The sequence below is a fragment of the Paraburkholderia sp. JHI869 genome (assembly GCF_038900775.1).
GTDB lineage: Bacteria > Pseudomonadota > Gammaproteobacteria > Burkholderiales > Burkholderiaceae > Paraburkholderia.
In genome coordinates, this window is sequence record NZ_JAYMSC010000004.1 from 235,391 (window position 1) to 261,035 (window position 25,645).

At 63.9% G+C, this 25,645-nt stretch carries 25 protein-coding genes; 10 read left to right on the top strand and 15 right to left on the bottom strand.

Annotated features, from left to right (window positions below; all coding sequences use genetic code 11):
- Nucleotides 1–9 precede the first annotated feature (9 nt).
- The 7 genes from VSR72_RS10075 to VSR72_RS10105 form a co-directional block, all read right to left on the bottom strand.
- The gene (locus tag VSR72_RS10075) at nt 10–1,308 is read right to left on the bottom strand and encodes an oligosaccharide flippase family protein (RefSeq protein WP_342952231.1); all 1,299 of its coding nucleotides are present in this window, start codon (nt 1,306–1,308) and stop codon (nt 10–12) included.
- Entirely contained in the window at nt 1,301–2,701 is a 1,401-nt protein-coding gene (locus tag VSR72_RS10080) for a hypothetical protein (RefSeq protein ID WP_342952232.1), read from the bottom strand. Before VSR72_RS10080 ends, VSR72_RS10075 begins: the two co-directional genes overlap by 8 nt.
- Nucleotides 2,702–2,764: 63 nt before the next feature.
- A complete protein-coding gene (locus VSR72_RS10085; RefSeq protein ID WP_342952233.1) occupies nt 2,765–3,982 on the bottom strand; it encodes a glycosyltransferase family 4 protein in 1,218 nt (405 codons plus the stop codon).
- Nucleotides 3,970–5,097, bottom strand: a complete 1,128-nt coding sequence (locus VSR72_RS10090) for a glycosyltransferase family 1 protein (protein WP_342952234.1) — start codon at nt 5,095–5,097, stop codon at nt 3,970–3,972. The genes VSR72_RS10085 and VSR72_RS10090 overlap by 13 nt, the downstream gene beginning before the upstream one ends.
- A 154-nt stretch (nt 5,098–5,251) precedes the next feature.
- Nucleotides 5,252–7,498, bottom strand: a complete 2,247-nt coding sequence (locus VSR72_RS10095) for a GNVR domain-containing protein (protein WP_342952235.1) — start codon at nt 7,496–7,498, stop codon at nt 5,252–5,254.
- A gap of 67 nt (nt 7,499–7,565) precedes the next feature.
- The gene (locus tag VSR72_RS10100) at nt 7,566–8,822 is read right to left on the bottom strand and encodes a polysaccharide biosynthesis/export family protein (RefSeq protein ID WP_342952236.1); all 1,257 of its coding nucleotides are present in this window, start codon (nt 8,820–8,822) and stop codon (nt 7,566–7,568) included.
- Between the two features lie 123 nt (nt 8,823–8,945).
- Nucleotides 8,946–10,052, bottom strand: coding sequence for a sugar transferase (locus VSR72_RS10105; RefSeq protein ID WP_342952237.1), 1,107 nt, complete (start codon nt 10,050–10,052; stop codon nt 8,946–8,948).
- A 588-nt stretch (nt 10,053–10,640) separates the two neighbouring features.
- Here VSR72_RS10105 and VSR72_RS10110 point away from each other — a divergent pair.
- The 3 genes from VSR72_RS10110 to VSR72_RS10120 all read left to right on the top strand — a co-directional run bounded on the left by VSR72_RS10110 (nt 10,641) and on the right by VSR72_RS10120 (nt 13,569).
- Nucleotides 10,641–12,032, top strand: a complete 1,392-nt coding sequence (locus VSR72_RS10110; protein WP_342952238.1) for a calcium-binding protein — start codon at nt 10,641–10,643, stop codon at nt 12,030–12,032.
- Nucleotides 12,033–12,161: 129 nt separating this feature from the next.
- On the top strand, nt 12,162–13,265 hold the full coding sequence (locus VSR72_RS10115) for a glycosyltransferase (RefSeq protein WP_342952239.1): 1,104 nt from the start codon (nt 12,162–12,164) through the stop codon (nt 13,263–13,265).
- 169 nt (nt 13,266–13,434) lie between these two features.
- Nucleotides 13,435–13,569 (top strand): entericidin A/B family lipoprotein, encoded by a 135-nt coding sequence (locus VSR72_RS10120; RefSeq protein WP_342952240.1) that lies wholly within the window; start codon nt 13,435–13,437, stop codon nt 13,567–13,569.
- Between the two features lie 36 nt (nt 13,570–13,605).
- On the opposite strand, the gene VSR72_RS10125 is transcribed toward VSR72_RS10120, so the two are convergent.
- A complete protein-coding gene (locus VSR72_RS10125) occupies nt 13,606–14,280 on the bottom strand; it encodes a pyridoxamine 5'-phosphate oxidase family protein (RefSeq protein WP_342952241.1) in 675 nt (224 codons plus the stop codon).
- A gap of 305 nt (nt 14,281–14,585) precedes the next feature.
- Here VSR72_RS10125 and VSR72_RS10130 point away from each other — a divergent pair, with 305 nt between their 5' ends.
- A complete protein-coding gene (locus VSR72_RS10130) occupies nt 14,586–15,041 on the top strand; it encodes a host attachment protein (RefSeq protein WP_342952242.1) in 456 nt (151 codons plus the stop codon).
- A 65-nt stretch (nt 15,042–15,106) separates the two neighbouring features.
- Here VSR72_RS10130 and VSR72_RS10135 read toward each other — a convergent pair whose 3' ends face one another.
- Together VSR72_RS10135 and VSR72_RS10140 are read right to left on the bottom strand one after the other, a co-directional pair.
- Entirely contained in the window at nt 15,107–15,283 is a 177-nt protein-coding gene (locus tag VSR72_RS10135) for a DUF1427 family protein (RefSeq protein WP_158757103.1), read from the bottom strand.
- Between the two features lie 17 nt (nt 15,284–15,300).
- A complete protein-coding gene (locus VSR72_RS10140; RefSeq protein WP_342952243.1) occupies nt 15,301–16,269 on the bottom strand; it encodes a zinc-binding alcohol dehydrogenase family protein in 969 nt (322 codons plus the stop codon).
- A gap of 271 nt (nt 16,270–16,540) precedes the next feature.
- Between VSR72_RS10140 and VSR72_RS10145 the strand changes: the two genes are divergently transcribed.
- Nucleotides 16,541–17,644, top strand: coding sequence for an acyltransferase (locus tag VSR72_RS10145; RefSeq protein WP_342952244.1), 1,104 nt, complete (start codon nt 16,541–16,543; stop codon nt 17,642–17,644).
- 86 nt (nt 17,645–17,730) lie between these two features.
- Here VSR72_RS10145 and VSR72_RS10150 read toward each other — a convergent pair whose 3' ends face one another.
- Nucleotides 17,731–18,627 (bottom strand): MBL fold metallo-hydrolase, encoded by an 897-nt coding sequence (locus VSR72_RS10150; RefSeq protein WP_342952245.1) that lies wholly within the window; start codon nt 18,625–18,627, stop codon nt 17,731–17,733.
- A 116-nt stretch (nt 18,628–18,743) separates the two neighbouring features.
- On the opposite strand from VSR72_RS10150, the gene VSR72_RS10155 reads away from it, so the two are divergent.
- Genes VSR72_RS10155 through VSR72_RS10170 form a run of 4 tightly spaced genes read left to right on the top strand, consistent with a single transcriptional unit; the run spans nt 18,744 to nt 21,611 of the window.
- Entirely contained in the window at nt 18,744–19,079 is a 336-nt protein-coding gene (locus VSR72_RS10155; RefSeq protein WP_342952246.1) for a metalloregulator ArsR/SmtB family transcription factor, read from the top strand.
- Nucleotides 19,076–19,522 carry a YeeE/YedE family protein gene (locus tag VSR72_RS10160; protein WP_342952247.1) on the top strand — a complete coding sequence of 149 codons (447 nt, stop codon included), beginning with the start codon at nt 19,076–19,078 and terminating at the stop codon, nt 19,520–19,522. The genes VSR72_RS10155 and VSR72_RS10160 overlap by 4 nt, the downstream gene beginning before the upstream one ends.
- Before the next feature lies 1 nt (nt 19,523).
- A complete protein-coding gene (locus VSR72_RS10165; RefSeq protein WP_342952248.1) occupies nt 19,524–19,946 on the top strand; it encodes a DUF6691 family protein in 423 nt (140 codons plus the stop codon).
- A 48-nt stretch (nt 19,947–19,994) separates the two neighbouring features.
- On the top strand, nt 19,995–21,611 hold the full coding sequence (locus VSR72_RS10170) for a TIGR01244 family sulfur transferase (RefSeq protein WP_342952249.1): 1,617 nt from the start codon (nt 19,995–19,997) through the stop codon (nt 21,609–21,611).
- A gap of 43 nt (nt 21,612–21,654) precedes the next feature.
- On the opposite strand, the gene VSR72_RS10175 is transcribed toward VSR72_RS10170, so the two are convergent.
- A complete protein-coding gene (locus tag VSR72_RS10175; RefSeq protein WP_342952250.1) occupies nt 21,655–22,035 on the bottom strand; it encodes a DUF5594 family protein in 381 nt (126 codons plus the stop codon).
- Nucleotides 22,036–22,176: 141 nt separating this feature from the next.
- Nucleotides 22,177–23,064, bottom strand: coding sequence for an EamA family transporter RarD (rarD, locus tag VSR72_RS10180; protein WP_342952251.1), 888 nt, complete (start codon nt 23,062–23,064; stop codon nt 22,177–22,179).
- Nucleotides 23,065–23,333: 269 nt separating this feature from the next.
- On the opposite strand from rarD, the gene VSR72_RS10185 reads away from it, so the two are divergent.
- The gene (locus VSR72_RS10185) at nt 23,334–24,122 is read left to right on the top strand and encodes a sulfite exporter TauE/SafE family protein (protein WP_342952252.1); all 789 of its coding nucleotides are present in this window, start codon (nt 23,334–23,336) and stop codon (nt 24,120–24,122) included.
- A gap of 42 nt (nt 24,123–24,164) precedes the next feature.
- On the opposite strand, the gene VSR72_RS10190 is transcribed toward VSR72_RS10185, so the two are convergent.
- Nucleotides 24,165–24,425 (bottom strand): hypothetical protein, encoded by a 261-nt coding sequence (locus VSR72_RS10190; protein ID WP_342952253.1) that lies wholly within the window; start codon nt 24,423–24,425, stop codon nt 24,165–24,167.
- A 336-nt stretch (nt 24,426–24,761) separates the two neighbouring features.
- A complete protein-coding gene (locus VSR72_RS10195) occupies nt 24,762–25,112 on the bottom strand; it encodes a BON domain-containing protein (RefSeq protein WP_342952254.1) in 351 nt (116 codons plus the stop codon).
- Between the last annotated feature and the right edge of the window lie 533 nt (nt 25,113–25,645).

Below are 25,645 nucleotides of genomic sequence, written 5' to 3' on the forward strand. Positions count from 1 at the left end.
CAGACCTCGTTATTCGAGCCATCTTGCAAATCTCGCCGGCAGAGAGGAACCTTCGGTGATGCCAAGAATTTCCCGGAACAAGCCTGCTCTCCAGATCCCGAAAATCAGCATAACGAGCAATGATCCTTCCGCGAGGATTCGCGCGTACACCATACCTGCGGCTCCCCAGTGGCTGGCAAGGGGAATGGCCGCCATCAGGTTCACCACTGCGCTGATCACACCGCTCCAGGCGAGCAGCTTCTCGAGTTTTCGGGGAATCAGGAAATAGATGCCCAATACCCGCGTGCAAACGGTGAGCGGCAGAATGAACACCATGATATTGAGCACCGGTACAGCGTGACGGAGCTCCGGTCCAAAAATCAGCGGGATGAGCCATTCAGAGAGCAATCTCGTGAGGATCACACCCGCGACTGCTCCAACAAAGAAGACGGCAAATGTTCGCCGCGCGAGCAGATTCGCTCGGGCCGGATTGCGGGTAACCAGATACATGACCTTCGGCGCCAGAATCTGCGCGGCCGGCGCCATGATGCTCAATGCAGCGCCCACGAGGCGCTCGGAGAGACCAAAGGCACTGACTTCCTGGGCTGCGGCCAGCAGCGACAAAATGTAGGTCGATGCATCCAGCACCAACACCGCGGTTCCGCTGTAGATGAAGATCGTCGCCGACCGCTTGATCAGCCCCACGGCCGCGCGCACGGGTGAAATGAAGCCGCTGTATTCTTTTCGAATGAGCCAATAGGCCACCAGCGTCTGGATCATGCTGGAGGTAAAAATCACGGGAAACGCCCGGTCGACATCAGCCGGCTTGCGGATAAAGGCAAAGATCAGTGCGAGCGAAAGTACGAGCCCCAGTACTTCGATCAGGACATTCGTCCGCGGGCGCCCCGTGCTGGTGAAATACCAGCCAATGTTAAAGGCGGACAGCAGCCCGCCGGCAACGACGAAAAAACCCGCGAGAGGCACATTGGCGATGATGTCCGACCTGGAAACCGCGATGCCCCCGACGATCGCACCGGGAATGGACAACAGCAGCCGGGCCGTAAATTGATCCCGGAAAATCGTATCGCGTTCGCTCGCGACTTCGGTATGGACGATATCCCGTCCCCCGATGGTAGAAAATCCGAAGTTGACGACCAGCCAGAGAGCACTGGAAAGCGACAGGCCGGCCAATACCACCCCGTAGCCACTCGAACCGAGCACTCTTCCGTAATAGGGAATGAGAATAAGCGGGTAGAGATAGCGTATCGCGTACGAAAAATAAACCGCTAGCAGTTCAAGCTTTGACAGCGACGAGTGAACCTTATTCATGAGCCCCCCTGGCAACCCATCCGCCACGCGCGGGCACACGTCGCAGCACACGCGGCGAGAGTGCGCCCGCTGCGGCCGCAAATATATAGAAACAAGAACCGAGTTCGAAGACGCTAAGCGAAGCCGAGGCAACGATCAACGTCGCGATCATGGCGTGCCGCGCCGCATAGGACACGGCCCGCTCCGTGAATGGGTAATGGGCAGGCACTGGCACCAGCAGAGTCTTGCCAAGGAACAAGCCGTAACACACCACACCCACGATACCAAGGCTTGCCACCAGCACCACCAGAAAGCTGGACGCACGAATGCTTCCCAGCCCAACGCCTATTCCATACGTGTCGAAGAAGTTGGTAATACCTTGAGAATTCCACCCCATTCGCTCGACACCGGAGTCACTACCTGCCTTGCTCAGGATGGCGGCGTCGACGAAATCCCCGAGCACTTTCACCACCCCCGGCAGAAAGACGATCACGTAGAGCACGACCAGAAGGCCCGCGCACGCAGAGATAACCGACAGCCGTCGCTTGCGTACGGGAGCGAAACGCGAGATGACACCGGGCCGGCTGACGAGCAGTACGAACTGATACGCCCCTAACCCGACATACGCGGTTCCCGAAGTCGAAAGCAGCAGGAGGCATCCCGTTGCAATCGAGAGCGGCCCGGCCAGTTTCGGGCGATAGCCGACGAGCCAGAGATTCAGGCAAAAAACAAAGAGCGGCAGCGTAAAAGCCGCGAAACCCGAGGTTTCGCTGAACGTGCCACTGATGCGAACCATCCCGGCCATTTCCTGCCCCGTCAAATCGGCGAACTGCGCCGTCTTGATGGCCGAGAGGATGTCGAGGCCCGCCGCGTGCGCAACGATATCGATCACGCCAGCAAGCGCGTCAAGCGAGGCGAGCAGGAAGATGGCGTTGGCGAGCGTCCGGTACACACCACGATATTGCAGGAACGCAAACATGGAGCAATACACCACGACGTCGGCGATGCAATAGATCGTCTGGGACAAATTGCCAGAGACTGGGCCAAGCGGCTGCAATACGATGAACTGGCTGCTGCGGTCGACAGGGAACACCAGGGTCGCGCCGCTCAGCACCCGCGGCAGCAAGATGGCGCCCGTCACACCCCACAGGCAGGTGCAGAGCAGCCAGAAGCCGGGCTTGTCCTGCGTGAACGCGTCAGCGAGCTTCTTCCCGCCGACGAGATTGAACGCCCGGAGTGCGAAGAACGCGAGAAAGACTTGCGCCGGCAAAATGCCGATGCCGCCCAGTCCGAGCGCGAGCGTACATCCAAACAAGGAGAACACCGCCATGCCGTAAATCGCGCCGCGATACGACGCGTAGAGCGCCGCCAGTCCGGCGACGAACACGATGACTCCGAATATCGTCAGTTCCACTTGCCGAAACCCCTATGCGTTCACCCAGCATTCGCGCGTGAACGATCTCGTTATCGCGCCAACTCAGGCTGAATGCCAGCGCCGCACCACTGGCGGCGCATCGGCAAACGCCTTGTCGGCATCCATTGCGCGCTCCACGACGCTTAAAAACTCCTGCTTGAATCGCTCTTCCGTAAAGCGCATCGCATTGCGACGGCAAACTTCCGCTTTGAGCGGTGGCAGACGCTCGAAACGCTCGACCGCGTCGACGATCGATTCGACGCTCTGCTCGCTGAAGAAGAGCCCCGTGCCGCGCTCGGGGTCCGGGGACTCCACCACGATCTCCCGCGACCCTCCACGACCCAAAGCGATGACCGGCGTGCCGCAGGCCTGTGCCTCGACAACTGAAATGCCAAAGTCTTCTTCCGCGGCGACGACGAACGCCCGCGCACGCTGCATGTGGTCGACCAGAACCTCATCGGGCTGATAGCCAAGCAACGTTACGTTCGACGTCGCACACCCCTTGACGCGCGCAAAGTCGGCGCCGTCGCCAATCACCACGAGACGCCGCGACGGCATCGCCGCAAATGCCTCGACGATGAGCGGTATGCGCTTGTATGGCACCATGCGCGAGGCGATCAAATAGAAGTCTTCGTGGTGGAGACCCAACTCGAACCGTTCCACATCGACTGGCGGATAGACCACGGCGGCTTCGCTGCCGTAGGCCTTGCGAATGCGCCGCCCCACAAACGCGGAATTGGCGACGAAGGCATCCACGCCATGCGCCGTGCGCTGGTCCCAGATACGCATGTAGTGAAGCAATGCGCGCACGATCCAGCTCTTCATGCCGCGCTGCAGTCCGGCCTCGCACAGATACTGATGCTGCAGATCCCACGCATAGCGAATCGGCGAGTGGACATAACTGACGTGCACCTGGTTCGGCCCCGTCAAGATGCCTTTTGCCACGGCATGGCTCGACGAAATCACGAGATCGTACGAAGAGAGATCGAACTGCTCGATGGCCAGCGGCATGAGCGGCAGGTAGCTGCGAAACGATTTGCGAGCGCGAGGCAAATGTTGAATAAACGAGGTCGTGGCATGTCTGCCGCCCAGCACGCCGCGCAGCGACTCCGGAAAGAAGTCGACGACGCTGTATAGATCCGCCTGCGGAAACAGCTGAAGAATCTGCTCCACCACCTTTTCCGATCCCGCGTAGGTGACGAGCCACTCGTGCACGAGCGCGACACGGCCGAACCGGCGTGTGTCGTTGGCTAGATTGGATGCAAGCGTTACGTTAGCCACGGCGAGATCTCCTCGATCAACCTGGTGGCAGTCGTTTGCCAGGTTAGTTCTGCGGTCCGCGCGCGGCCTCGCTCGCGCAGACGCTCACGCAACGCGGCATCGCTCGTGATTCGTTCAAGCAAACTCGCGAGTTCGGCGGGGTCGTCAGGCGACGTGTAGAGCACGGCGTCGCTGCACGCTTCCTGGACAGCCGGCAGACGCGAAGCGATCACGGGGCAGCCAAGCGCCAGCGCCTCGACTGGCGGCAGCCCGAAGCCCTCGTAACGCGACGGATAAACGAAGCATGCTGCGCGACGATAGAGCGCCGCGAGTTCGCCGTCACTCACGTACCCGAGATGCTTCACGAACTCGGGCAACGCATCCTGGCCCGTTCCGTAGACGCGTGCATCGCCCCCGCCCACGACGACGATGTCGAACTGCGCGTCACGAATGAGCCGTGCGGCGTCTGCCACAAGCTGAAAATTCTTGTGACGGTTGAGGCTGCCCACCGCAAGCACGAATGGACGCTCGCCGTACGCGTTTGCCGCCTTGCCCCCATCCTGTTGCACACGCAACATGTGCTCGCCGCTCTCCGGCACAACGCCGATTTTGTCCGCAGGAATCCGGTAAGCGTCACACAGCTCACGCCGCGAGAATTCGGAAACGGTAATGACACGCCGCGATATGCGGCCAAGACGCGGCGCCATCAGGCGATACCAGGCAACAAAGGAGCGGCTGTAGCTGTCCGGCACGCGCGCGGGCGCCGCATCGTGCAGCACCGTAATTTGACGGCGATACCACAGCGGCCCGGAATTGCAGAGATTGAGCAGCAGCCGGCCGCGTGCCGCTTGCGGCAGCGCCAGTTGTTCCCAGCGCAGGCCACCGCTTTTCCCGCTCGCGCGCAGCGCGACGTGCCGAAACGGATTCGGCATGGCAGCCAGGGCTTCGGGCACGATGATTTCGGTCCGCAATCCGGCGACGCGCGGGTCGCGCAACTCGATCAATTGATCGAGCGCCCGGATCGTCTCGAACGCAAAGCGATCGACACCCGTCGCGCGGCGACCCAGAAAGCGGCCGTTGATCATCAGATTCGGGGCAAGCACGTGTTTCATCCCAAGGTGGAAGGCATCGCTCACGGCCGGATTCGACGGGCCACGCCATGCAATTCATATGTCTTGAAGTGTCGCCGGTCTTCGCCCCGGTGAATGTTCGCCGTCGCTCATGTGACTGGCAATTCGATGGACCGCGGCGCGGCCCATCGACGAGCACACGACTGCCGGCAGTCGCCGGCTACTCCGCCTTTGCACTACTCCCCGTATCCTTGGCAAAGCCGTAGCTCGTATAGCCGTACGCGGCATATTCGTCGCCATAGCGCCCCGGACGCGATGTCAGGTCATTGAAGATCACGCCGCGAATTGGCACGCCAACCTGTTCGAAGCGACGCACGGACTCGCGCAGATCCGTCACGCTCGTCGCGCCCTGGCGCGCGATCACGAACACGGTACCCGCCAGTTTCCCGATGATCCCGGCGTCGGCCACCGGCAGAATCGGCGGCGCGTCGATCAACACCAGTTCATACGTCGAATTGGCCCAGGCCACGAAGTTCCTGAAGGCATCCTTTTGCAGCAGCTCGCTGGCGTTGGTCACATAACCACCGGTCGCGACGAAGTCGACGCCCGGCATTACCTCGCTGTGCACCACCTGGTCATAGCTTTGGCATTGGTCGAAGATGTTGGTGACGCCGGGCATACTCGGCACCGCCATATGCTGGTTCAGCGAGCCGCGCCGCAGATCCGCGTCGACCAGAAGCACACGCTTGCCCGACGCACCGAATACGGCCGCCAGATTGACTGAGACGAACGACTTGCCGACCATGGGTGTCGGCCCCGCCAGCAGCACGACACGATTGGCTGCGTCCTCCAGCGAATGTTCGAGCGCAGTGCGGAAGCTGCGCAGGCTCTCGACCGCCGGGTCGAATACGGCCGTGTGCGCGAGCACCGTGTTCGCGCCCGGCGCGCCGTACGGCAAACGACGCGCCATCGACTGCTGAATCCGACTGCGCGGTACGGCCGCGAAGACTGCCAGCCCGGTGCCCGCTTCGATCTCGTCCACGACAGAGACGCCGCGGTTGAGCCTCTGACGCAGCAGCACGAGCGCGGCGCCGGCAAACAATCCGGTAAACACGGCCGCGACCACGATAATTGCGCGCTTCGGCCGAATCGGTCCCTCAGGCGGCACGGCGGCGTCGATCATGCGCACATTCGACACGCGCCCTGCCTTGATCAGACGCAACTGCTCGCGATTGTTCAAGAGATTCGTGTAGATGTTCGTATCGACGGTGACTTCCCGCTGCAGGCGCACGACCTCCTGCTCCACCGGCGGCAGCGCGCGGGTCTGGCCAGCCAGGTGTTCCAGCGACTTCTGCGCTTCGGACAGTTGCCCGTTGATGGCGACGAGAGCCGGGTTGTCGTCGGTGAAACGCGCCATCGCCTGCGCGCGTTGCTGTTGCAGATCGGCGATACGCTGCTGCGCCAGCGCCGAACTCTGCAACAGTGCCGAAGCTTCGGCATCCAGATTGACGGCCCCGTGCGCCGAGCGGAACGTGTTGAACTCATTCTCGGCTTTCTCGAGCTGCGCCTTGAGCAGAGGCAGCTGCCGGTCGAGGAAGGCAATCTGCTTTTCCGCTTCTTCCTGCGTGCGCTGAGCGTTCTGCCGGATGTATTCGTTGCCGATCGCATTGAGAATGGTGCTGGTGAGTACCGGGTCTTCACCGTCCAGCGCAACACCGATGACATCGGATTCCTTGCCCTTTTCCGTAATGGCGATTGCCGTCTGCAGCCCCTGAATGGCGCTCAGTTCGGACAGGCGCATCACGTTGAAGATCGTGCCCGGCTGCCCATCGATCCGGCCGACGACGAGGTCGATTGCGCCGCCCACCGTCGGTGCGTGTAACGCCTCTCCCACTTTTCCTTCGAGCGTGATGCCGCCACCCTCGAGCGTGTAAGCCCCGTCGCCCCGGTAGGTCAAGACAAACGGTCTGCCTTGCAGGCGCGTCGGCACGTCGAATTGCGTTACCTCGATCGCCTCGTCGCCCCAGGCGTAACCGCCCCATCCCGACCAGTTGCCGAGGCTCAGATGTCGCGCAGCCCAGCGGCCCACCACGGGGAAATAGCGTGGCGTTGCCTTGATATAGAGCTTGGTCGCATCCACGGCGGACGACACGACCATCCGCGAACGCAATACCTCCATTTCCGCCGATGCCTGGGTCTTGACCGCGAACTGGGAGGAAAGATCGGCCAGCGCCGACTTTGCCCCGTTCGGGCTCTCTTCCACCTGAATGAGCATGTCCGATTGGTAGACAGGGGACGCCAGTACCGCATAGAGGGTGCCGAAAAGCGTAAAGATCAGCGTAACGATCAGGATCGTCTTGCGGCCCGCGTAAAGGGTGTCCAGCATATTGCCCATATGGCCGCCGTCGGGGGCGATCGGCATGATCGTCTCCGCAGGCCCTTCGAGCAGATAGTCGCGGTTGTTCATCGTGTTTCCCCGAAATCTAACAGGTCGACCGACGCGGTTCGTGTGGTTTATATCTTTCATTTGCGCATCAGTATCCAATCGCACGGCTCGCCGCCGCGGCCTGCGTCGTTGGCAAAATCAGGCTGATGACCCGACTCCACTTCACGAGAGCAGATGTATCCACGAACACGACGTCGTTGGGCTTAAGCTCGAACGAGTCGGCCGTGGCCATTGCAGAAGCGCTGCTCGCGTCGAGATGGAACACGACCGGCTGGCTGGTATCGCGTCCACGCACGACATACACCTGCGATGCATCGCCCGATGACTGGTTGATCCCTCCCGCGTTGCCAAGCGCCTCGTTCAGCGACATCCGTCCGTTGTTGAACATCACGCCGCCAGGACGCTCGACCTCGCCGACTACAAAAACCTTGCTGTCCGTCTGTGCAAAGATCCGCACGAGGTCACCATCGTGCAGGATGATCCGGTCGGGATTGAATCCCTTGCGGATCATCGCCGGCATATCGATATCCACGGTGGCATCTCCACGTGTCACGGACACATGCGACCGGTCGGCATTGCTCGTGAAACCACCGGCCCGGTTGATCGCCTCGGGCAACGTCATCGGGCGGTCGTTGAGCACCTGCACGCCCGGAGTCTTGACCTCGCCGTCGAGATACACGCGCTTGCTGCGGTAGGTCTCGATGCGCACGGTGATCTGCGGCTGACGGACGTATTTCGCAAGCTTCTCCGCGAGGATGTCGCGCACGCCCATTTCCGAAAGGCCGGCGACTTTCAGCGGACCAATATAGGCATACTGAATAAAGCCGTTGGTATCGACGGTGTAACCGGACGCAACCGAACTAGCTCCCGATGGAGCGTCGCCAGCGCCTGCTCCTCCGGGCAGGTTGAGCTCCGGGTGATCCCACACCACGACGGTGAGAATATCGCCGGGGCCGATTTCATACGGAGCGGCCTTGGCAAACATCTTCTGCACGTCCTCGGGGATGCTCTTGGGTCGCTCCGCCGCTTCCTTGTCCACCAGGTCCCGCGTGATCTCGACGAGCGTGCCAGATGGCGCACCGGCGACACCCTTGGCCACCAAACTATCTGGCACCGCCGCGCCAGATCCCGCGCCGGCCGTTTTCGCCCCGGCGCTCGTGTTCGCCCCGGCGCCGCCCGCCCCGGAACTGTAAGTCATGCCCGGCGCCAGAGCACAGCCGCTCAACGCCGTGAGCGCCAGACAAACGGCACACGCCGCTCCCCGGCGCAGTGCGCCCGCCAGCCCGAATTCCCGCACGACACGCGCGTGCGCAGTCCCGATCCAGTTCATCGCGTTCAGTCCCATCGCAACACCCCCAATCCATTACACGCGTTCCGGGTCATGCCGTGTGACCCGGATACCTGATATCTCAACCGCGTCTCGCGCCAACACGTTTGCAGCTCTGCTTTTTCAACTCCGGTTCGCGACTCAATACGCGCCGTTACCGCGGATCACCACGAAAAACGTCTTGAACAGAATCCCGATGTCCTTCCGGAAGGTCCAGTTCTCCACATAGGAAACGTCGAGCAAAACGCGCGTTGCGTAGTCGATATCGTTGCGCCCACTCACCTGCCACAGGCCTGTGATACCCGGCGTGGCCATCAGGTAGTACTTTCTCGCCTCGCCATAGCGCTCCAGCTCCTGATCGATGATCGGGCGCGGGCCGACAAAACTCATCTGGCCGCGCAGGACGTTCCAGAGCTGCGGCAGTTCATCGAGGCTCGAGCGGCGCAGGAAGTGGCCGATCCGCGTTACGCGCACGTCGTGCTTCAGCTTGAATTCACGTTCCCATTCGGCGCGCGCTTCGGGATCACGCTCGAGCAGATCCTTGAGCACCTGCTCCGAATTCACCACCATCGAGCGGAACTTGAGACAGCGGAACTTCTTGCCACGGCGCCCTACGCGCGTATGGCCGTATATCGCCGGACCGCCGTCGCGCTTGACCAGCAGCGCGAGCACGGCGAGCAGCGGCGAGAGCAGGACGATCGCACTCACCGCCGCCACGATGTCAAAGACGCGTTTCAAGGCGTGCCCAATGACGGCGTTGCGAACCGTGTCGCGCGTACCGACCTCGAGCGCTTCCCGGCGCCACCATTCACGCGTCAATCGCAGCACGCTGAATTCCGAAAAGAACAGTGTGTGCGACAGCAGCAGAGAAATACCCGTCGTCAATGTCCAATACATGAACCACGGCAACGCCAGCAGATGATCGTGATGAATCGCATAAAGCAGCACGAGACCGCAAAGCTGCACTGCCAGCCACGCGAACGCCGTGCGGCCGGCGACGCTAAAAAGCGACCGGCTGCCGCGTGTGCCATAGGTCCCGCAGGCGGGAAAGACCGAGAGGGCGAGCGCCGCGCAAAACGCCACCAGCGTGGGATCGGGGTGATGCACCGCGGCCACCTGTGCGGAATTTAGATTCAGGTGTACGGCGCATATGGCGCCCAGCACGATCAGCACGACATCGACCGTACGTGGCAGCACGATATCGACCGTACGTTGCGTAAGTTCTGCCCGTTGCGTTAACTCAGACATGTCCCTGCCCCAAAGCGTGTCGTGTTCGTCAGACGTTTGTGTCCGGCGCGTTCGTCCGCAGGTGCGGACACACGGACCTCATGCCCCGAGCGGTCCATGCATTCGCTGTCCGCCCGACAGCCACGACAACACATTACGGTGTGAGCAACGAGCAATCCGTGCGCAATCCCACCAACTGTCCGAGATCGTCGCCGGCTCGCCGTCCGCGCCGCGCGGGAGCCCTATGGCGAGGCGCCTGCGAGCTTCGCGTTATGTGCGCTCTCGCACATAACGCAAAGGCGACGTCCTTCGCGGGAGTGTGAAGGTGCGTGGAATCGGGACTTTTGTCCCGCCATCGCAGCCCGTTCGCAGATGCGCCCGAAGCAGGGCAATTGATATGAAGGATTCCTTATTGATTACGGAATGTATGCACTGTCATACGAATTTAATCTTTCGCGCAATGCCTATCCGTTCGCCGTCGCACACACAAAGTCGGCAACTGCGCATCAGAATGGGCCGTGAATGCCGCTCCAACAGGGGCAGAATCATCGAGACGCCGGCAAGTGGCAACGCGCAGAACCGGCAGTCGCCCCACGCGAGGAATACGCCGTGAAGCATCTCCTGGTACTCAGCCCTATCCTGCTCGCCAGACGAGCCGCCTCACAGCGTGAGCGACAACACAACCTGGCAAAACGGCGCGCGCGGCCCGGCACGCGTATCGCCCAAAGCCTCGCTGCGGGTCTGTGCGCGCTCGCATGCGCATCGGCGGTGCAAGCGAGTGACGCTGTGCAGGCAATGCCAGCCGAGGACTTCCTCCAGACGCTCGCGGTCGTGACCCACGTCAGCTACACCGACGGTGCGTACGTCAACGTCCACAATGTCGCCGACGACATGGCATGGCTCGGCATCCACCACGTCCGCGATTACGCACCCGGCTCCTCCATCCCGTTCTCGAGCTACGTCTATCTCGCGCAGCGCGGCGTGAAATTCAACTTCCTGATGGGCGCGGATTTCGAGAAGCAGATCGGGCAAGTGGCGACGTTGAATACCGAGATCCCCGGCAGCGTCGCAGCCATCGAAGGCCCCAACGAGCTCAACAACTTTCCGGTCGCTTACCAGGGGCTTACCGGCGCCGCAGCCGGGCTCGCCGTGCAGCGCGACCTCTACGCACGCGTACACGGCATGCCTGCGCTTAAAGGGGTGCCCGTATACGATGCGACCGGTTTCGAGCCCAAGTCGGTCGAGACGCGCGCGAATTCAGCCGACTACGCGAATCAGCACGTCTACCCCCAAAACGGCGAACAGCCCCTCTGGAACGCGAACGGCGACAAGTGGATGCTTGCCGCCATTCACCTGGGCCAAAGATTTCAGTTGCCGCTCGTCATTACCGAGTTCGGCTACTTCTCTTTGCCCCAGGCGGGCTGGTACATGCTCGGCGTCGACGAGCCGACGCAGGCCAAGGGCGTCCTCAACGGTTATATGGACGCGGCGGCGGCGGGCGTGAAACGGCTCTACGTTTATGAACTGCTCGACGAGAAACCCGATCCGACGCGCAAGAACGACGAAATGCATTACGGGCTCTTTCGCAACGACAACAGCCCCAAGCCGGTGGCCTACGCCATTCGCAATCTCACGTCGATCCTGAACGCCAACACGGCGCGACGCGCGAACGCGGCGGCGCGCAGCACGCTCGCGTATACGCTTTCGGATATGCCGGCATCGGCAAACAGCCTGCTGCTGCAGAAGAAGGACGGACGCTTCGTGCTGGTGCTCTGGAATGAAACGCTCATCTGGAACCGGGAGACGGGAACACCACTCGCTAGCCCAGCCGCGCGCGTCGATGTCGATTTTGGCGGAAAAGCCAAGCGTGTCGACCTGTATGATCCGCTCGCTTCGGCGCAGCCGATCGAAAGCCATCGCGACCTGCGCCAACTCACCGTGAACGTGCCCGACCACGTCATCCTGCTCGAGATCACGCCGGCTAACACGCCGGGAACCTGAGCACGCTGCCCGTCAACGCGTTGTCGTGAGCGGAACGCACGCGCGCCGTCGCCCAGATGCGCTTCGGGCGAGCGGCGTGTCCGCCTTTGTATAATCGCGCATTCCTCCTTCCGGTCGCGGTTTCCTTTCATGCTCAGTTTTGCCCTCGGCTTTCTCGTTTCATTGCTGGTCACGCTGCTGATCGTGCGTTACGCGCATCTGCATGAAAGGTTCTCCGTCGATTCCGATCTCGTGGGCGTGCAGAAATTTCACGTGCGGCCCGTGCCCCGCATCGGCGGAACGGGCATCCTCGCGGGGCTCATCGTGGCGGCCGCGCAGTTGCACGGGGCCTATCCGGCCGTCTCGGGCGGCATACTCGGCATCGTCGCGTGCGGGCTGCCCGCGTTCGCCTCGGGGCTAATCGAAGACCTGACCAAGCGCGTCTCGCCGCTTGCGCGCCTCCTCTGCACGATGGCCGCCGCCGCGCTCGCGTTCTGGTTTCTCGGTATCGCGGTCACGCGCATCAGCGTGCCGCCGCTCGACTTCCTGCTCTCCTACGCGGCGATTTCCTTCGTCATCACCGTGCTCGCGGTCGCGGCGCTCGCCAACGCGATCAACATCATCGACGGCTTCAACGGCCTCGCCTCGATGGTCGCGTTCATGATGTTCGCCTCGCTCGCCTACGTGGCCTTCCAGGTGCACGACCCCGTCGTGCTCTCCGCGTCGTTCATCATGATGGGCGCGGTGCTGGGCTTCTTCATGTGGAATTTCCCGGCGGGCCTGATCTTCCTTGGCGACGGCGGCGCGTACTTCATCGGCTTCATGCTCGCCGAGCTGTCGATCCTGCTCGTCATGCGCAACCGCGACGTGTCGGCGTGGTATCCGGTGCTGCTCTTCATGTATCCGATCTTCGAGACCTGCTTCTCGATCTACCGGAAGAAGTTCGTGCGCGGCATGTCGCCCGGCATTCCCGACGGCGTGCACCTGCACATGCTCGTCTACAAGCGCCTCATGCGCTGGGTGGTGGGCGCGCACAACGCGCGCGAACTCACGCGGCGCAATTCGCTCACTTCGCCCTACCTGTGGCTGCTTTGCCTGATCGCCGTGATTCCGGCCACGCTGTTCTGGCGCCACACGGTGCACCTGTTCTGCTTCGTCGTGCTGTTTGCGCTGACCTACGTGTGGCTCTATGTGAGCATCGTGCGGTTTCGCTCGCCCAAGTGGCTCGTCGTACGCAGGACGCACAAGCGCTGAAAGCGGCTTGATGTCGTGTGCACTCCGCCGCGCAGCCTCGGCGCATGTGGCCCCGCTTCGCGCGTAGAATAAAAAGAACGGCGGCGCGCATGCCTCATGCCCGCCGCCGCTTCGATTCGACGTCTAGTCGACGCCTGTTCGACGCCTTTTCGATTGAGGGAGAGCCGATATGAGCCGTTATTTCGCGTTTGCGCTTGCACTGTTCGCCGTGACGCTTGCCGCTTGCAACACCATCGCAGGCGCGGGCGAAGACCTTTCCAAGGGCGGTCAGGCCATCACCAACTCGGCGGAAAAGGCCAAGTAAGCCGAGTTGTGGGTTGACTGTGGCGCGGGCGTTGCCTCAAGCCGCCGCGCCCTCGCGCAGCCGCGCGACCTCCGCCTCGAGCTCGCGCACGCGCGCTTCGCGTTGCGTCGCAGCCTCTTCCAGCTCGCGAATGCGCGTCTCGCGCTCGTCCAACGCCGACTGCACGTCAGCCGCGTCGAAGCGGCGGGGAATGTGCTGCGGGCAGTTCATGTCCCACGCCTGCACCGTGAACACGATCACCCGCTCGGCGCGCGCCTTGTAGCCTGCGGGCATCAGTTCCGCGAGCAGCTTCTCGTCCTCCACCACGCGCGCCCGGCCCCAGATCTTCACGCGCCGCCGCCGCGCGTAGTCGATCACGAACAGATGCGCCTTCGGGTTATCGGCGAGGTTGCCGAGCGTGATGTATTGCTGGTTGCCGATGAAATCGGCGAATGCGATGGTGTGCTCGTCGATCACGTGCAGAAAACCCGCCGGGCCGCCGCGATGCTGGATGTACGGTTGCCCATCGGTATTCGCGGTGCCAAGAAACACACTCGTCTGTGCGCCGATGAACGCCTGGATCTCGGGCGTGAGCGCAACGCCCCAAGCGTGGTCGCGCTCCACACGCGCATAGAGTTCGCGTGAGCCCAGGCGCTCCTGCATCGCCTTGACCGTCGGCGTGAAGGCCACGTCGCTCGGGTAGTGATGGATGCGATCGGCGTTCGGGCTCATGGCAGACTCCTTTGCAGCGCGCTGCGGAGTCTAAAGACTAGTTTCTTCCGTCAGAAAAGATAATCGTCCTGCGGTGAGAATCATCCTCCCGAATTCTGGAAGGCCAGGAAACCATCGGGCACGCGGCTGGCTGTCCCGACGCTTCGCGCCCCGCGAGAACGCCAGCGGCATGCACGCAAGTGCTGCGGCACTTCCCGCCCCATGCGGCCCGAAGCGCGCTACCCTTGGTGTTCACGCCGCGTGGCGCGAGTCCACTCAACCGCCCGGCGGCCGCATGCGCCGGGCGCCATGGCAGGGAGTCGAACATGTCGAAAACGATCTGGGTTGTCGTCGCCAACCGTGTGACCGCGCGTATTTTCGCCACAGAAAGCCCGCTGGGCGCCATCGACGAGGTCGAGACGCTGCTCCATCTGCAAGGCCGCATGTCGGATGAGAACCTCGTGACCGACAAGCCGGGGCGCACCACCGATCGCGTCGGCTTTGGCCGCAGCGCGACCGATCCCGACACTAGCCAGCACGATCACGAAGCCACCGTGTTCGCGGCGGAAATCGCGACGACGCTCACGAAGGCCCGCAACGACGCGCGCTACGGCACGCTCGTGCTCGCGGCGCCGCCCGCGTTCCTCGGCGCGTTGCGCAAGGCAATCGACGCCCAAACGCGCAGCCTCGTCACGCTCGAACTCGACAAGGATCTCGCGGCGCTAGACGCGCGCGCGCTACGCGCACGCCTGCCCGAGCGGCTCGTGCGCGCCGGGGCGTGAGCTAGCCGATCCGCACAAAAGGACGCGCGGATCAAAATCCGTCGCGGTGGGCGAGGAGTGCCCGCTCACCCCGCGAGATGCGCGACGCACGCGCGCACGAGGCCGATGGCGTTTTCGCCCGCCAGCATGCCGAGCAGTCCGACGAGCGCGATGGTCGGCGGCGCGGGCGATTTCACCTGCAGCACGTTGTACAGCAGCCCCGCGAGCGCGCCGACCGCGAACGACACCAGATAGCCCTTCATCCTCATCTCCGGTTCGTTCACGCGATGTCGATCACGACACGCCCATGCGTGCCGGCGGCGACCGCCTCGTAGGCTTCGCGCGCCCTCTCGAGCGGAAAGTGCGCGGCCACGACGGGCGGCTCGAACTGGCCCGCATCAAACGCTTCGGCAATCGCGCGCATGAGCGGCGCGGATTCGGCCACGCCGAGCTTCGCGCTATCGGCGCCGAGCAGTTGCGTCTCGTTGTGATAGAAGTCGATGAGGTCGAACTCCACGCGCCGCTTGCCCGTGGCGCTGATCTCGACCACGCGGCCGCGCCGCTTCGCAAGCGCGAGCGCCAGTTCGAACGCCACGCCGCCCACGGCGTCGTAGACCACGTCCGCGCCGGCGCCCCCCGTCAGCTCGCGTATGCGCTCGGCGGTGTGCTCGTTCATCGGCACGAAGGCGTCGATGAGACGCGCGGCCGGCGAACCTGCCAGCGGCGCTTCGCGGCCCACGCCAATCACGCGCGCGCCGCGCGCCTTGGCGATCTGCGTGACCGCACCGCCCACGCCGCCCGACACACCGATCACGGCGATCGTTTCGCCCTCGGCCAGACGCGCGTAATCGACAGTGCCAAGCCACGCCACGACGAAGTTCACGCCGATCGACGCGGCCTGCGCGTGCGAGAGCGCCGCGGGCTTGCGCGCGAGCGCGGCCACGGGTACCTCGATGAACTCGGCATGCGTGCCGTCGCGCGTGAAGCCGATGTCGCCGCCCGTGCCCCAGACCTCGGCGCCGAGCCACTCGTCGGGGCCTGCCACCACCACGCCGCTGAAGTCGCGCCCGGGCACCCGCGGCGGCACCGTGTGCTCGAAATGGCCGGAGACGTTCTTCACGTCGCTCGGGTTGATCGAGGCGGCGCGCACCTGCACGAGCGCACTTCCGGCGCCGGGCACGGGCGTTGGCAGATCGACGAACTCGAGCACGTCGGGCTTGCCAAAAGTCTTGAACTGGATGGCTTTCATGGCGGGACTCCGTGTAGTCAGGTTTCGCGCTACGGCTTGCGCGAAAGCGGTATCGAACTGAGAGTCAATGTAGTTTGTCGCCGCCCGGTTGTGCGGACAGAGACTTTCGAATTTCGGACAAGGTAACTCTTTAACTAATTGCTGGGTTCTGTACGGTCGGACACAAAACTACGCATTCGCATACCTTTCCGCGATGTCAGAATAGCCGCGATCAAACGCAGCACATCCCGCTCAGGCCGCCGTTGGCGAACGCGCAGACCGCGCATCCACCATGCAAAAGCTAAAGTCCCTTACCGTGCTGCGTGCCGTTGCAGCCACAACGGTCATTTTCTTTCACATCATGTCGCCGACCGCACACACATTCGGTGAATTTGGTGTCGACATTTTCTTCGTGATAAGCGGCTTCGTCATTGCCCTCGTGCTGGACAACCCCGAATTGACCACACAGCGTTTCCTCGCGGATCGCATTGCGCGCATCGTGCCGCTGTATTGGGTGTTGACGTTTGGCGTATTCGCCGGGGCACTCATTGCGCCTGAGTTGTTGAATTCGACCACGGCGGACCTCGGCAATCTGCTGAAGTCGCTCTTTTTCATTCCCTATCGCAAGGAAAGCGGCCAGATATTCCCGATGTTGTTCGTCGGCTGGACGCTGAATTATGAAATGCTGTTTTACGCGGCCGCGGCGGTCTCGCTGATGCTGGTGCGCCGTCACCGCCTGCTGTGCACGTCTTTGCTGATCCTTGCGATCTTTTGCGCGGCGAAGGCATCGCACTCGCACGGCGTGTTTGCCGCGTTCTATACGAATCAGCGGATGTTCGAGTTCCCGCTCGGCTTCATGGCCTACCAGCTCTGGAAATTCGGAGTCCAGATCAAGTTGCCGCTTGCAGGAAGCATGGCCGTCGCCGCCTATGGATGGATGGCCTATATCAACTGGCACGACCTTTCCAACGGACCATTGCTCTATTACGGCCTTCCGGCTTTCGTGCTGATTGTCAGCACGCTGAACCTGGAATCGGCAATGGGCTCGGGCCCACTGACTCGCGCCGCGATATTCATTGGCAACGCGAGTTATGCCATCTATCTGAGCCATCCCTACTGCGTTGAAGCGGCGCGAAAACTGTTGCCGGACGCGATTGACGGCTTTGACGCGACTGCGCCGCTCGGGGTGGCGCTCACCATGATCGTGGCTACGGCGATGGGCGCCGCGCTCTATCAGTTCGTCGACTGGCCGCTGCATCGACACGCGCGTCGTCTGTTGCACGCGGTGCCGATCATCCGGTTGCGCAGATCCCGGCTTGCCGGCGCAAGCCATCGAGTCACGGCTGCCGACCAGGAACCGGCCGGCGACGTTCCGGTCAACGAAGACGCAAACTAAACCGCGACGTGCGCGTGCAGCGCGCGATCAACGACGGTTTCCCCCACCTTCCCTGAAGCGCATTGCACAACGGGTGCCACAACGGTTCAAAGCGCGTCGATCGGAATCTTCAGGTAGCGCACGCCGTTGGCTTCGGGCTCCGGCATGCGGCCCGCGCGGATGTTCACCTGAATCGACGGCAGGATCAGGTTCGGCATCGCGAGCGTGCGGTCGCGCGCGGTGCGCATCTGCACGAACGCTTCCTCGCTCACGGTCTCGTTCAGGTGAATGTTGCCGCTGCGCTGGGCGCTCACCGTGGTCTCGAAGCAGGGGCCGCGCGAAGCAGGCGGATAGTCGTGGCACATGAAAAGGCGCGTGTCGCCCGGCAGGTCGAGCAGCTTGCGCGCCGAGCGGTAAAGCGTGTGCGCGTCGCCGCCCGGGAAGTCGCAGCGCGCCGAGCCGACGTCGGGCATGAAGAGCGTGTCGCCCACGAACACGGCGTTGCCGATCTGGTACGCGAGGTCGGCAGGCGTGTGGCCGGGCACGTGCAGCGCGCGCGCCGCGAGGGCGCCGACCTGGAACGTCTCGCCGTCCTTGAAGAGCACGTCGAACTGGCTACCGTCCGGGCTGAGTGTCTCGCCCAGATTGAACACCGCGCGAAACACGCCCTGCACGGCGCGAATATGCTCGCCAATGGCGATGCGCCCGCCCAGTTGCGCCTTCAGATACGGCGCCGCCGAAAGATGATCGGCGTGCGCGTGCGTTTCCAGCAGCCACTCGACGCGCAGGCCGTATTCGCGCACGAATGCGATCACGCGCTCGGCCGATTCCGTGGAGGTTCGGCCCGATTTGGGATCGTAGTCGAGCACCGGGTCGACGATCGCGCAGGCCGTATCGCGCCCCGCATGGACGACGTAGGTGACCGTGGCCGTGACGGGGTCGAAAAACGGCTCGACGTTCGGTTCAGGTGACTGAAGGGCTGGGTCGGACACGAAGGTGGACATCGAGGGCTCCGCAAAGATGACCCTCTATTGAAACACATATTATAAATTTATATAATGTTTTTAGACAAAGTATAATGCCGTCTATCCCCGTTTAACCTCGTCCAACGAGGCGACAAATGAACTCACCCCTCACTCCCGAAGCGCTCGCGGCCCTGCGCGAATCCGCCGAAAAGTGCTGCGCGCTGCTCAAGGCGCTCGCCCACGAAGACCGTCTCCTGCTGCTTTGCCAGCTCACCGAAGGCGAGCGCAACGTCGGTGAACTCGAGGAACTGGTGGGCGTGCACCAGCCGAGCCTTTCGCAGCACCTCGGCAAGCTGCGCGACGAAGGCCTCGTCGACACGCGCCGCGAAGGCAAATACATCTACTACCGCCTCGCGAGCCCCGAAGTCATCCAGGTCATGCAGACGCTCTCGAGCCTCTATTGCGGGCGGCTCAAGGTGAACCCGGCATGAGTCTCGACCTCGCCCACTTCACGCCCTACGCCTCCTTCGCAGGCGGCCTGATGATCGGCGCCGCGGCTGCGCTCTTCGTGCTCGTGAATGGCCGCATCGCCGGTATCAGCGGCCTCGTCGGCGGGTTGTTGGGCAAAGCGCTGCCGGGCTCGGGCGGCGAGCGCGGCGTGAATGCCGCGTTCGTCATCGGCCTCGTTGCCGCGCCGTTGCTGTGGCGGCTGCGCGCGGCGCTGCCGGCCATGCAGATCGATGCGTCCGCGTTCACGCTCGTCGTGGCGGGCCTGCTGGTCGGCGTCGGCACCCGTTACGGGTCGGGCTGCACGAGCGGCCACGGCGTGTGCGGGATCGCGCGCGGCTCGCGGCGCTCGTTCGTCGCCACGGGCGCGTTCATGGCGGCGGGCTTCGCCACCGTGTTCGCCGTGCGTCACCTGATCGGAGGTTGAGATGCGAAAACTCAGCGCGTTCGCGTGCGGTCTGCTGTTCGGCATGGGCTTGCTCGTCTCGGGCATGGCCAATCCGGCCAAGGTGCTCGGCTTCCTCGATCTCGCCGGCAACTGGGATCCGTCGCTCGCCTTCGTGATGGCTGGCGCCATTGCGCTCGCCGCGCCCGCCTTCTGGCTCGCGCGCAGACGAACGTCTAGCCTCGCCGGCGCGCCGATTCAGCTGCCCACGTCGCGGCGCATCGATGGCCGGCTCGTGGGTGGCGCGTTGCTGTTCGGCGCGGGCTGGGGACTCGCGGGCTTCTGCCCAGGCCCCGCACTCGTCGCCGCGGGCGGCGGCCAGCCACGCGCCTGGCTCTTCGCCGCCGCCATGCTCGCGGGCATGGCGATCTACGCCGTGCTGGAGCAGCGCCGCCGTTCACAATAAATCAAATCAATCAGTACTACGCCGCATCAGCCTCGGGACCAAAACCACATGCAAATCACGCAACACGACGCGCGCTTCGCGAGCGCCGACCAGATCACGCCCGACGACCTCGCCGCCATCCACGCGGCGGGCTATCGCTCGATCATCTGCAACCGGCCCGATGGCGAAGGCGGTGACTCGCAACCCACGTCGCAGGCGCTGCGCGCCGCGGCTTCGCAGCTCGGTCTGCAGTTCGCCTATCTGCCCGTGAAGCCCGGCCAGATTACCGCCGAGGCGGCCGCGCAGTTCGCCCAGTTGCTCGTCGATCTACCGGGCCCCGTGCTCGCGTACTGCCGCAGCGGCAACCGCGCCACGAGCCTTTACCAGCTCGCGCAGCAAGGCGTGCCGGCGCAGGCCACGCAAACCGCGACTGCCGCGCGCGCCGCAACGGCGGCCTGCGCGTGGGAAGGTGAAACCTGGGACGTCGTCGTGATCGGCGGCGGCACGGCGGGCATCTCCGTCACCGCGAGCCTTCTGCGCCGCGAGCCGAACCTGAAGATCGCCATCGTCGAGCCGAGCGATCATCACGACTATCAGCCCGCGTGGACGCTGGTCGGCGGCGGCGCCTACGATGTGACGAAAACGCGCCGCCCCATGGCGAGCGTCATGCCCGCAGGCGTGAAGTGGTTCCGCGCGGCCGCCACGCGCGTCGAGCCGGAGGCGAACGTCGTGCAGCTCGACAGCGGCGTGCGCGTGGCCTACCGTCAGCTCATCGTGGCGCCTGGACTGCAGCTCGCGTGGGAGCGCATTGCGGGCCTCACCGAAACGCTTGGCAAGAACGGCGTGACTTCGAACTATCGCTACGACCTCGCGCCCTACACCTGGCAGCTCGTGCAGCAGATGAAGGGCGGCACCGCGCTCTTCAGCCAGCCCGGCATGCCGATCAAGTGCGCGGGCGCGCCGCAAAAAGCCATGTACCTCGCGTGCGACCACTGGCGCCGCCAGGGCGTGCTCGGCAAGCTGAACGTGGAATTCAATCTCGCGGGCGCCGTGCTGTTCGGCGTGGCGACCTTCGTGCCGCCGCTCATGGAGTATGTGAAGCGCTACAACGCGAATCTCGCCTTCTCGTCGAATCTCGTGGCCGTGGACGGCCCGGCGCGTCTCGCCACGTTCGAAGTCAAGGATGCGGGCGGCAACGTCGCGCATGTGCAGAAGCGCTTCGACATGCTGCACGCCGTACCGCCGCAGGTCGCGCCCGACTTCATCCGCGACAGCCAGCTAGCTGACGAGGCCGGCTGGTGCGAGGTGGATCACGCCACGCTCCAGCATCCGCGCTATCCCAACGTGTTCTCGCTCGGCGACGTGTGCTCCGCGCCGAACGCCAAGACCGGCGCGGCTGCGCGCAAGCAGGCCGTGATCGTGGCCGAGAACCTGCTCGCCGCCCGCGCGGGGGCGCCGCTGGCCTACCGCTACGATGGTTACGGCTCGTGCCCGCTCACCGTCGAAAAAGGCAAGGTCGTGCTGGCCGAGTTCGGTTATGGCGGACGGCTCTTGCCCACCTTTCCGCTCGACCCCACGCGGCCGCGCCGCCTCATGTGGCTGCTCAAGGCGAGCGTGCTGCCGAGCTTCTACTGGTGGGGCATGCTCAAGGGCCGCGAGTGGCTCACGCGGGCTTCGCGCGGTTGATCGTGCTCAGTGTGTGAACTGCGGGGCTGACGCCGCAGCGCGTTCAGCCCTCGAAATCGAGCCCGCCGAGCAGGACCTCGGGCTCGCCTTGCGTGCGCGAAGCAAAATCGACAGAGCGCGCCGACTCCCACGAAGCCAGCTTGCGACCGGTCGCTTCGAGGTAATGCTCGAAGCGTGCTTCGCCGCCGGACTCCATCAGGCGCTCGATCTCCTCGGTGTCCCAGGTCAGCGAGACGTTCAGCGGATACACATACGGATGCCGGTGCTCGTTCGCGACGCCCAGCAGGCGCACGCGCGTGGGATGGCCGTGCCCGGCGTTGGGCACGACGTCGACGTGCACCGAAGGGCCGAACTGTTTCGCCAATTTCGCCGCGATGCGCGGTGCGAATTCTTCCTCGAACCGGCGAACGGCTTCGATACTCATGCGCGGGGCACTCCAGGGAGGACAAGTCTGCGGGTTAAAGCGCCGCGACCGCACAGCGCACCGTCCTGGCATCCTACCGCGCCAGCAGCAGGTCAGCCAATGCCCGACATCGCACCGCCGCTCGAACCCCTCACTCACCCGTCACGCCGCACGGCGCTCGCGCGCGGCCAGGAGGCTGCGCACGCCTTCGAGCGAATACACGCCGAGCGCGACCCAGATCGCGCCATAACCCACGGCGCGCACCGCGCCGAACGGCTCCCCGTAGATGAGCACACCGGTGAGCAACTGCAGCGTGGGCGTGACGTACTGGATCAGACCGAGCATCGAGAGCGGAATACGCCGCGCGGCCGCGCCGAAGAAAAGCAGCGGGATCGCCGTGATCGGGCCGGAGGCCGCGAGCAGTACTTGCAGCCCGCGCGAGGCATGCGTGAAGTGGCTGTCACCCGCGAGCCCCACGATCGTCAGATAAATGATCGCAACCGGAAAGAGCAGCACGGTTTCGAGCGCGAGGCCTTCGAGCGCGCCGAGCTGCGCGGTCTTGCGCAAGAGCCCATAGCCGCCGAAGGTCACGGCGAGCGCGAGACTGATCCAGGGCGGCGCGCCGTTTTGCCAGGTGAGCCAGACAACGCCCGCTGTGGCCAGCGCCACGGCGGCCCATTGCAGCGCGCGCAGGCGCTCGCGGAGGAACGCATAGCCGAACAGCACGTTGATAAGCGGATTGATGAAGTAGCCGAGGCTCGCCTCGACGATGTGCCCCGCATTGACGGCCCAGATATAGATGCCCCAGTTGGCCGAGAGCAGCACGGCGCTCGCGACGAAACGCAGGAGCAGACGGCGGTCGCGCAGCGTGGGCCCGAGCCAGCGCCAGTGATGGCGCACGACGAGCACGGCGATCACGAACAGGAGCGACCACGCCATGCGGTGCGCGAGCATTTCGAGCGCGGGGATCTGGTGCAGCGTCTTGAAGTAGATGGGGAAGAGTCCCCAGAGAACGAATGCAGCGAACGCGTAGAGGATGCCGGGATTCATGTTCGATTCTGGTTTTGGTGGCGCCAGTCCTGCGCGGCGCTGTACGGCATGTGCTTGCGAGAGACCGTGACCTTGCGAAGGCATTTGAAAGCCAGGCAAAACGCGCCCGATTTTGCTTAACCCAGCGCCAAGCCGCCGGTTTTGCGACAATAGCGGATTTTCGCCGCCAGCCTTGGCCGTTGTCCAGCCTGACGCGCCGCTTACGGCGCGCGCTGTGCTCAACGCAGCAGGCAATGGCGTAGCCCCCTGAACCGGCCTCCTCGCGCGCGATGTCCTTCCCCCATATCGATCTGCTGTATTCGCTGTCCGGCCTGTTCGTCGGATTTCTGGTCGGCCTGACCGGCGTGGGCGGCGGCTCGCTGATGACGCCGATCCTCGTCCTCGTCTTCAACGTCCACCCGGCCACGGCAGTCGGCACCGACCTGCTCTACGCGGCCGCGACCAAGTCGGCGGGCACGCTCGTGCACGGGCTCAAGGGTTCGGTGGACTGGCGCGTGACGCTGCGGCTCGCGGCCGGCAGCGTGCCCGCGGCGACGATCACGCTTATCCTGCTGCATCGCTTCGGCATGGACACGCCGCGCGCCGGGCATCTGATCCAGGCCGTGCTGGGCGCGGCGCTCCTCATCACGGCCGTGGCGCTCATGTTCCGCCCGCAGCTCGCGGCTTTTGCTACCCGCCATCGCCACGAAGCGGGCGAAGCGCGCACGCTGTTCTTCACGATCCTCACGGGCGCGGTGCTCGGCGCACTCGTCTCGCTGACCTCGGTGGGCGCGGGCGCCATCGGCGTAACCGTGCTGCTGCTGCTCTACCCGACGCTGCCCACGGTGCGCATCGTCGGCTCCGACGTCGCGCACGCCGTGCCGCTCACGCTGCTCGCGGGCGCCGGCCACTGGCTGCTCGGCTCGATCGACTGGCACATGCTGCTTTCGCTGTTGTGCGGCTCGCTGCCCGGCATCGCCATCGGCAGCCTGCTTTCGTCGAAGGCTCCCGAAAAGCTGCTGCGCATGCTGCTCGCCGCAACGCTCACGCTCGTGGGCGTACGGCTCGTGCTCTCCTGAACGCGGCGCGCGTCGCCTGAATCGCGCGCACTGCGTGCGCGTTCAGGCGTGCGGCGCCTGGCGGAAAAACTTCCCGTTGAGATCGACCTCGAACTGGCGCAGCCACTGGCCGCGGGCGTCGATGCGGTAAGCCTGCGCCCAGGCGCCGCGCCGCACGATCAGCATGTCGCCGTGCTCCGGGTCGTTCGGATCGGCTTCGCCGCTAATGTGAAACTGCATGGGAGCGAAGCCGTGCCGCGCACAGGCCAGCTCGAAGGCCGCGCGGTCGACGAGCGGCAAGTCGGTGTAGGTATGAATGGTCATGGCGATTTCCTGCTTTCCGTCGATGAGGCCGCGCTCGACCTCGGGAAAGACGCGCGATACCTACGGTATACCCCCAACGGCGGGAAGACTGTGTGTCAAACTACACTTTGGCGGCGGCAGTGCAACATGACGAAATCGCATGCCGCCCGTGTATTGGGCTGCAGGCTCACGCGCTATGCGTTCAAGCCGATGGCTTGGAGCAATAACAGCCCCCAATCGCAGCCAACCGTACGCCTGCTAAACCCTGTACGCATAAAAAAAGCCCGGCCTTTGGAGGCAGGGCTTTTTGCTTTTGCTTGACCGCAGGCGCCCCGTTTCCAGGGCGCGTGAAAGCACTTATTGCTGCATAACCGTCAGCTTGTTCGACACCGACGTCACGCCGGCCACGCCTTTCGCGACTTCGCCAGCCTTGTCGATCTGGCCCTGATCCGGCACCGTGCCGGTCAGCGTGATCGCGCCGCCGTGCGAACGCACGCTGATGTTCGAAACGTCGACGCCCTGGGTCTTCGAGAGCGCCTTGCGCACCGTGTAGCCCAGCTTGCGGTCGACCTTCTTGGCCGAGGTGGCCGGAGCAGCCGTGGTGGCTGCGGGTGCGCTTGCCGAGTTGTCCTGCGCGTACGACGCGCTGCAAGCCACCGACAGGCACAGTGCCGCGCCCAGCGTCTTCAGAATAGCGATCGATTTCATATGTTTTCTCCTTGTGTCTTCGCGTTGTTGCGGGTGTTGCCTGGAATAGGACCGCCTGCCTTGCCAGCGGACGGCTCGAAGGCCGCCCGTCAGCCACAGTCTGACGGCTTGGTTACCACTACCGATGACCGCGCACGGCGCGCAATGCGCGCGTACGCAGCCAGGGTCTGGACGCGATGCGAGAGGCAAGGATGAAAGGACGTCGGGAGACACCGCTTGTTACGCCCGCCCGGACGGGTCTGCGCCCGTTTCGTGTAGTTATGCGTCTTATGCTTTGGTGCTCGCGCGAGCCCACGGCTTCGGTCAAACTTGCGGGCCCCGGCGCGGCGGGCGCACCACAATTTAGCCTGGCCGCGCCGCAAGCGCAAAGAGTTTAGCGCAGGCGCATGTGGCATGCGCTTAGGGTGTGCCGCGAGGCACGCGGGCATGCCGCCGCAACGCCGATTCTCATGTACCATCGGCTCCACAGAGCCCGCGCGGCGCGCGGGCTTGAGTCAACCGGCGCCAGCGCCGGACCCGACGCGGACCTGACC

Bases quoted from the DNA above. Each gene is read 5' to 3' on its own strand.
- VSR72_RS10075 (WP_342952231.1), bottom strand. From the start codon at position 1,308: ATGAATAAGGTTCACTCGTCGCTGTCAAAGCTTGAACTGCTAGCGGTT.
- VSR72_RS10095 (WP_342952235.1), bottom strand. From the start codon at position 7,498: ATGAACAACCGCGACTATCTGCTCGAAGGGCCTGCGGAGACGATCATG.
- VSR72_RS10100 (WP_342952236.1), bottom strand. From the start codon at position 8,822: ATGGGACTGAACGCGATGAACTGGATCGGGACTGCGCACGCGCGTGTC.
- VSR72_RS10105 (WP_342952237.1), bottom strand. From the start codon at position 10,052: ATGTCTGAGTTAACGCAACGGGCAGAACTTACGCAACGTACGGTCGAT.
- VSR72_RS10115 (WP_342952239.1), top strand. From the start codon at position 12,162: ATGCTCAGTTTTGCCCTCGGCTTTCTCGTTTCATTGCTGGTCACGCTG.
- VSR72_RS10120 (WP_342952240.1), top strand. From the start codon at position 13,435: ATGAGCCGTTATTTCGCGTTTGCGCTTGCACTGTTCGCCGTGACGCTT.
- VSR72_RS10125 (WP_342952241.1), bottom strand. From the start codon at position 14,280: ATGAGCCCGAACGCCGATCGCATCCATCACTACCCGAGCGACGTGGCC.
- VSR72_RS10130 (WP_342952242.1), top strand. From the start codon at position 14,586: ATGTCGAAAACGATCTGGGTTGTCGTCGCCAACCGTGTGACCGCGCGT.
- VSR72_RS10135 (WP_158757103.1), bottom strand. From the start codon at position 15,283: ATGAAGGGCTATCTGGTGTCGTTCGCGGTCGGCGCGCTCGCGGGGCTG.
- VSR72_RS10140 (WP_342952243.1), bottom strand. From the start codon at position 16,269: ATGAAAGCCATCCAGTTCAAGACTTTTGGCAAGCCCGACGTGCTCGAG.
- VSR72_RS10145 (WP_342952244.1), top strand. From the start codon at position 16,541: ATGCAAAAGCTAAAGTCCCTTACCGTGCTGCGTGCCGTTGCAGCCACA.
- VSR72_RS10150 (WP_342952245.1), bottom strand. From the start codon at position 18,627: ATGTCCACCTTCGTGTCCGACCCAGCCCTTCAGTCACCTGAACCGAAC.
- VSR72_RS10155 (WP_342952246.1), top strand. From the start codon at position 18,744: ATGAACTCACCCCTCACTCCCGAAGCGCTCGCGGCCCTGCGCGAATCC.
- VSR72_RS10160 (WP_342952247.1), top strand. From the start codon at position 19,076: ATGAGTCTCGACCTCGCCCACTTCACGCCCTACGCCTCCTTCGCAGGC.
- VSR72_RS10165 (WP_342952248.1), top strand. From the start codon at position 19,524: ATGCGAAAACTCAGCGCGTTCGCGTGCGGTCTGCTGTTCGGCATGGGC.
- VSR72_RS10170 (WP_342952249.1), top strand. From the start codon at position 19,995: ATGCAAATCACGCAACACGACGCGCGCTTCGCGAGCGCCGACCAGATC.
- VSR72_RS10175 (WP_342952250.1), bottom strand. From the start codon at position 22,035: ATGAGTATCGAAGCCGTTCGCCGGTTCGAGGAAGAATTCGCACCGCGC.
- rarD (WP_342952251.1), bottom strand. From the start codon at position 23,064: ATGAATCCCGGCATCCTCTACGCGTTCGCTGCATTCGTTCTCTGGGGA.
- VSR72_RS10185 (WP_342952252.1), top strand. From the start codon at position 23,334: ATGTCCTTCCCCCATATCGATCTGCTGTATTCGCTGTCCGGCCTGTTC.
- VSR72_RS10190 (WP_342952253.1), bottom strand. From the start codon at position 24,425: ATGACCATTCATACCTACACCGACTTGCCGCTCGTCGACCGCGCGGCC.
- VSR72_RS10195 (WP_342952254.1), bottom strand. From the start codon at position 25,112: ATGAAATCGATCGCTATTCTGAAGACGCTGGGCGCGGCACTGTGCCTG.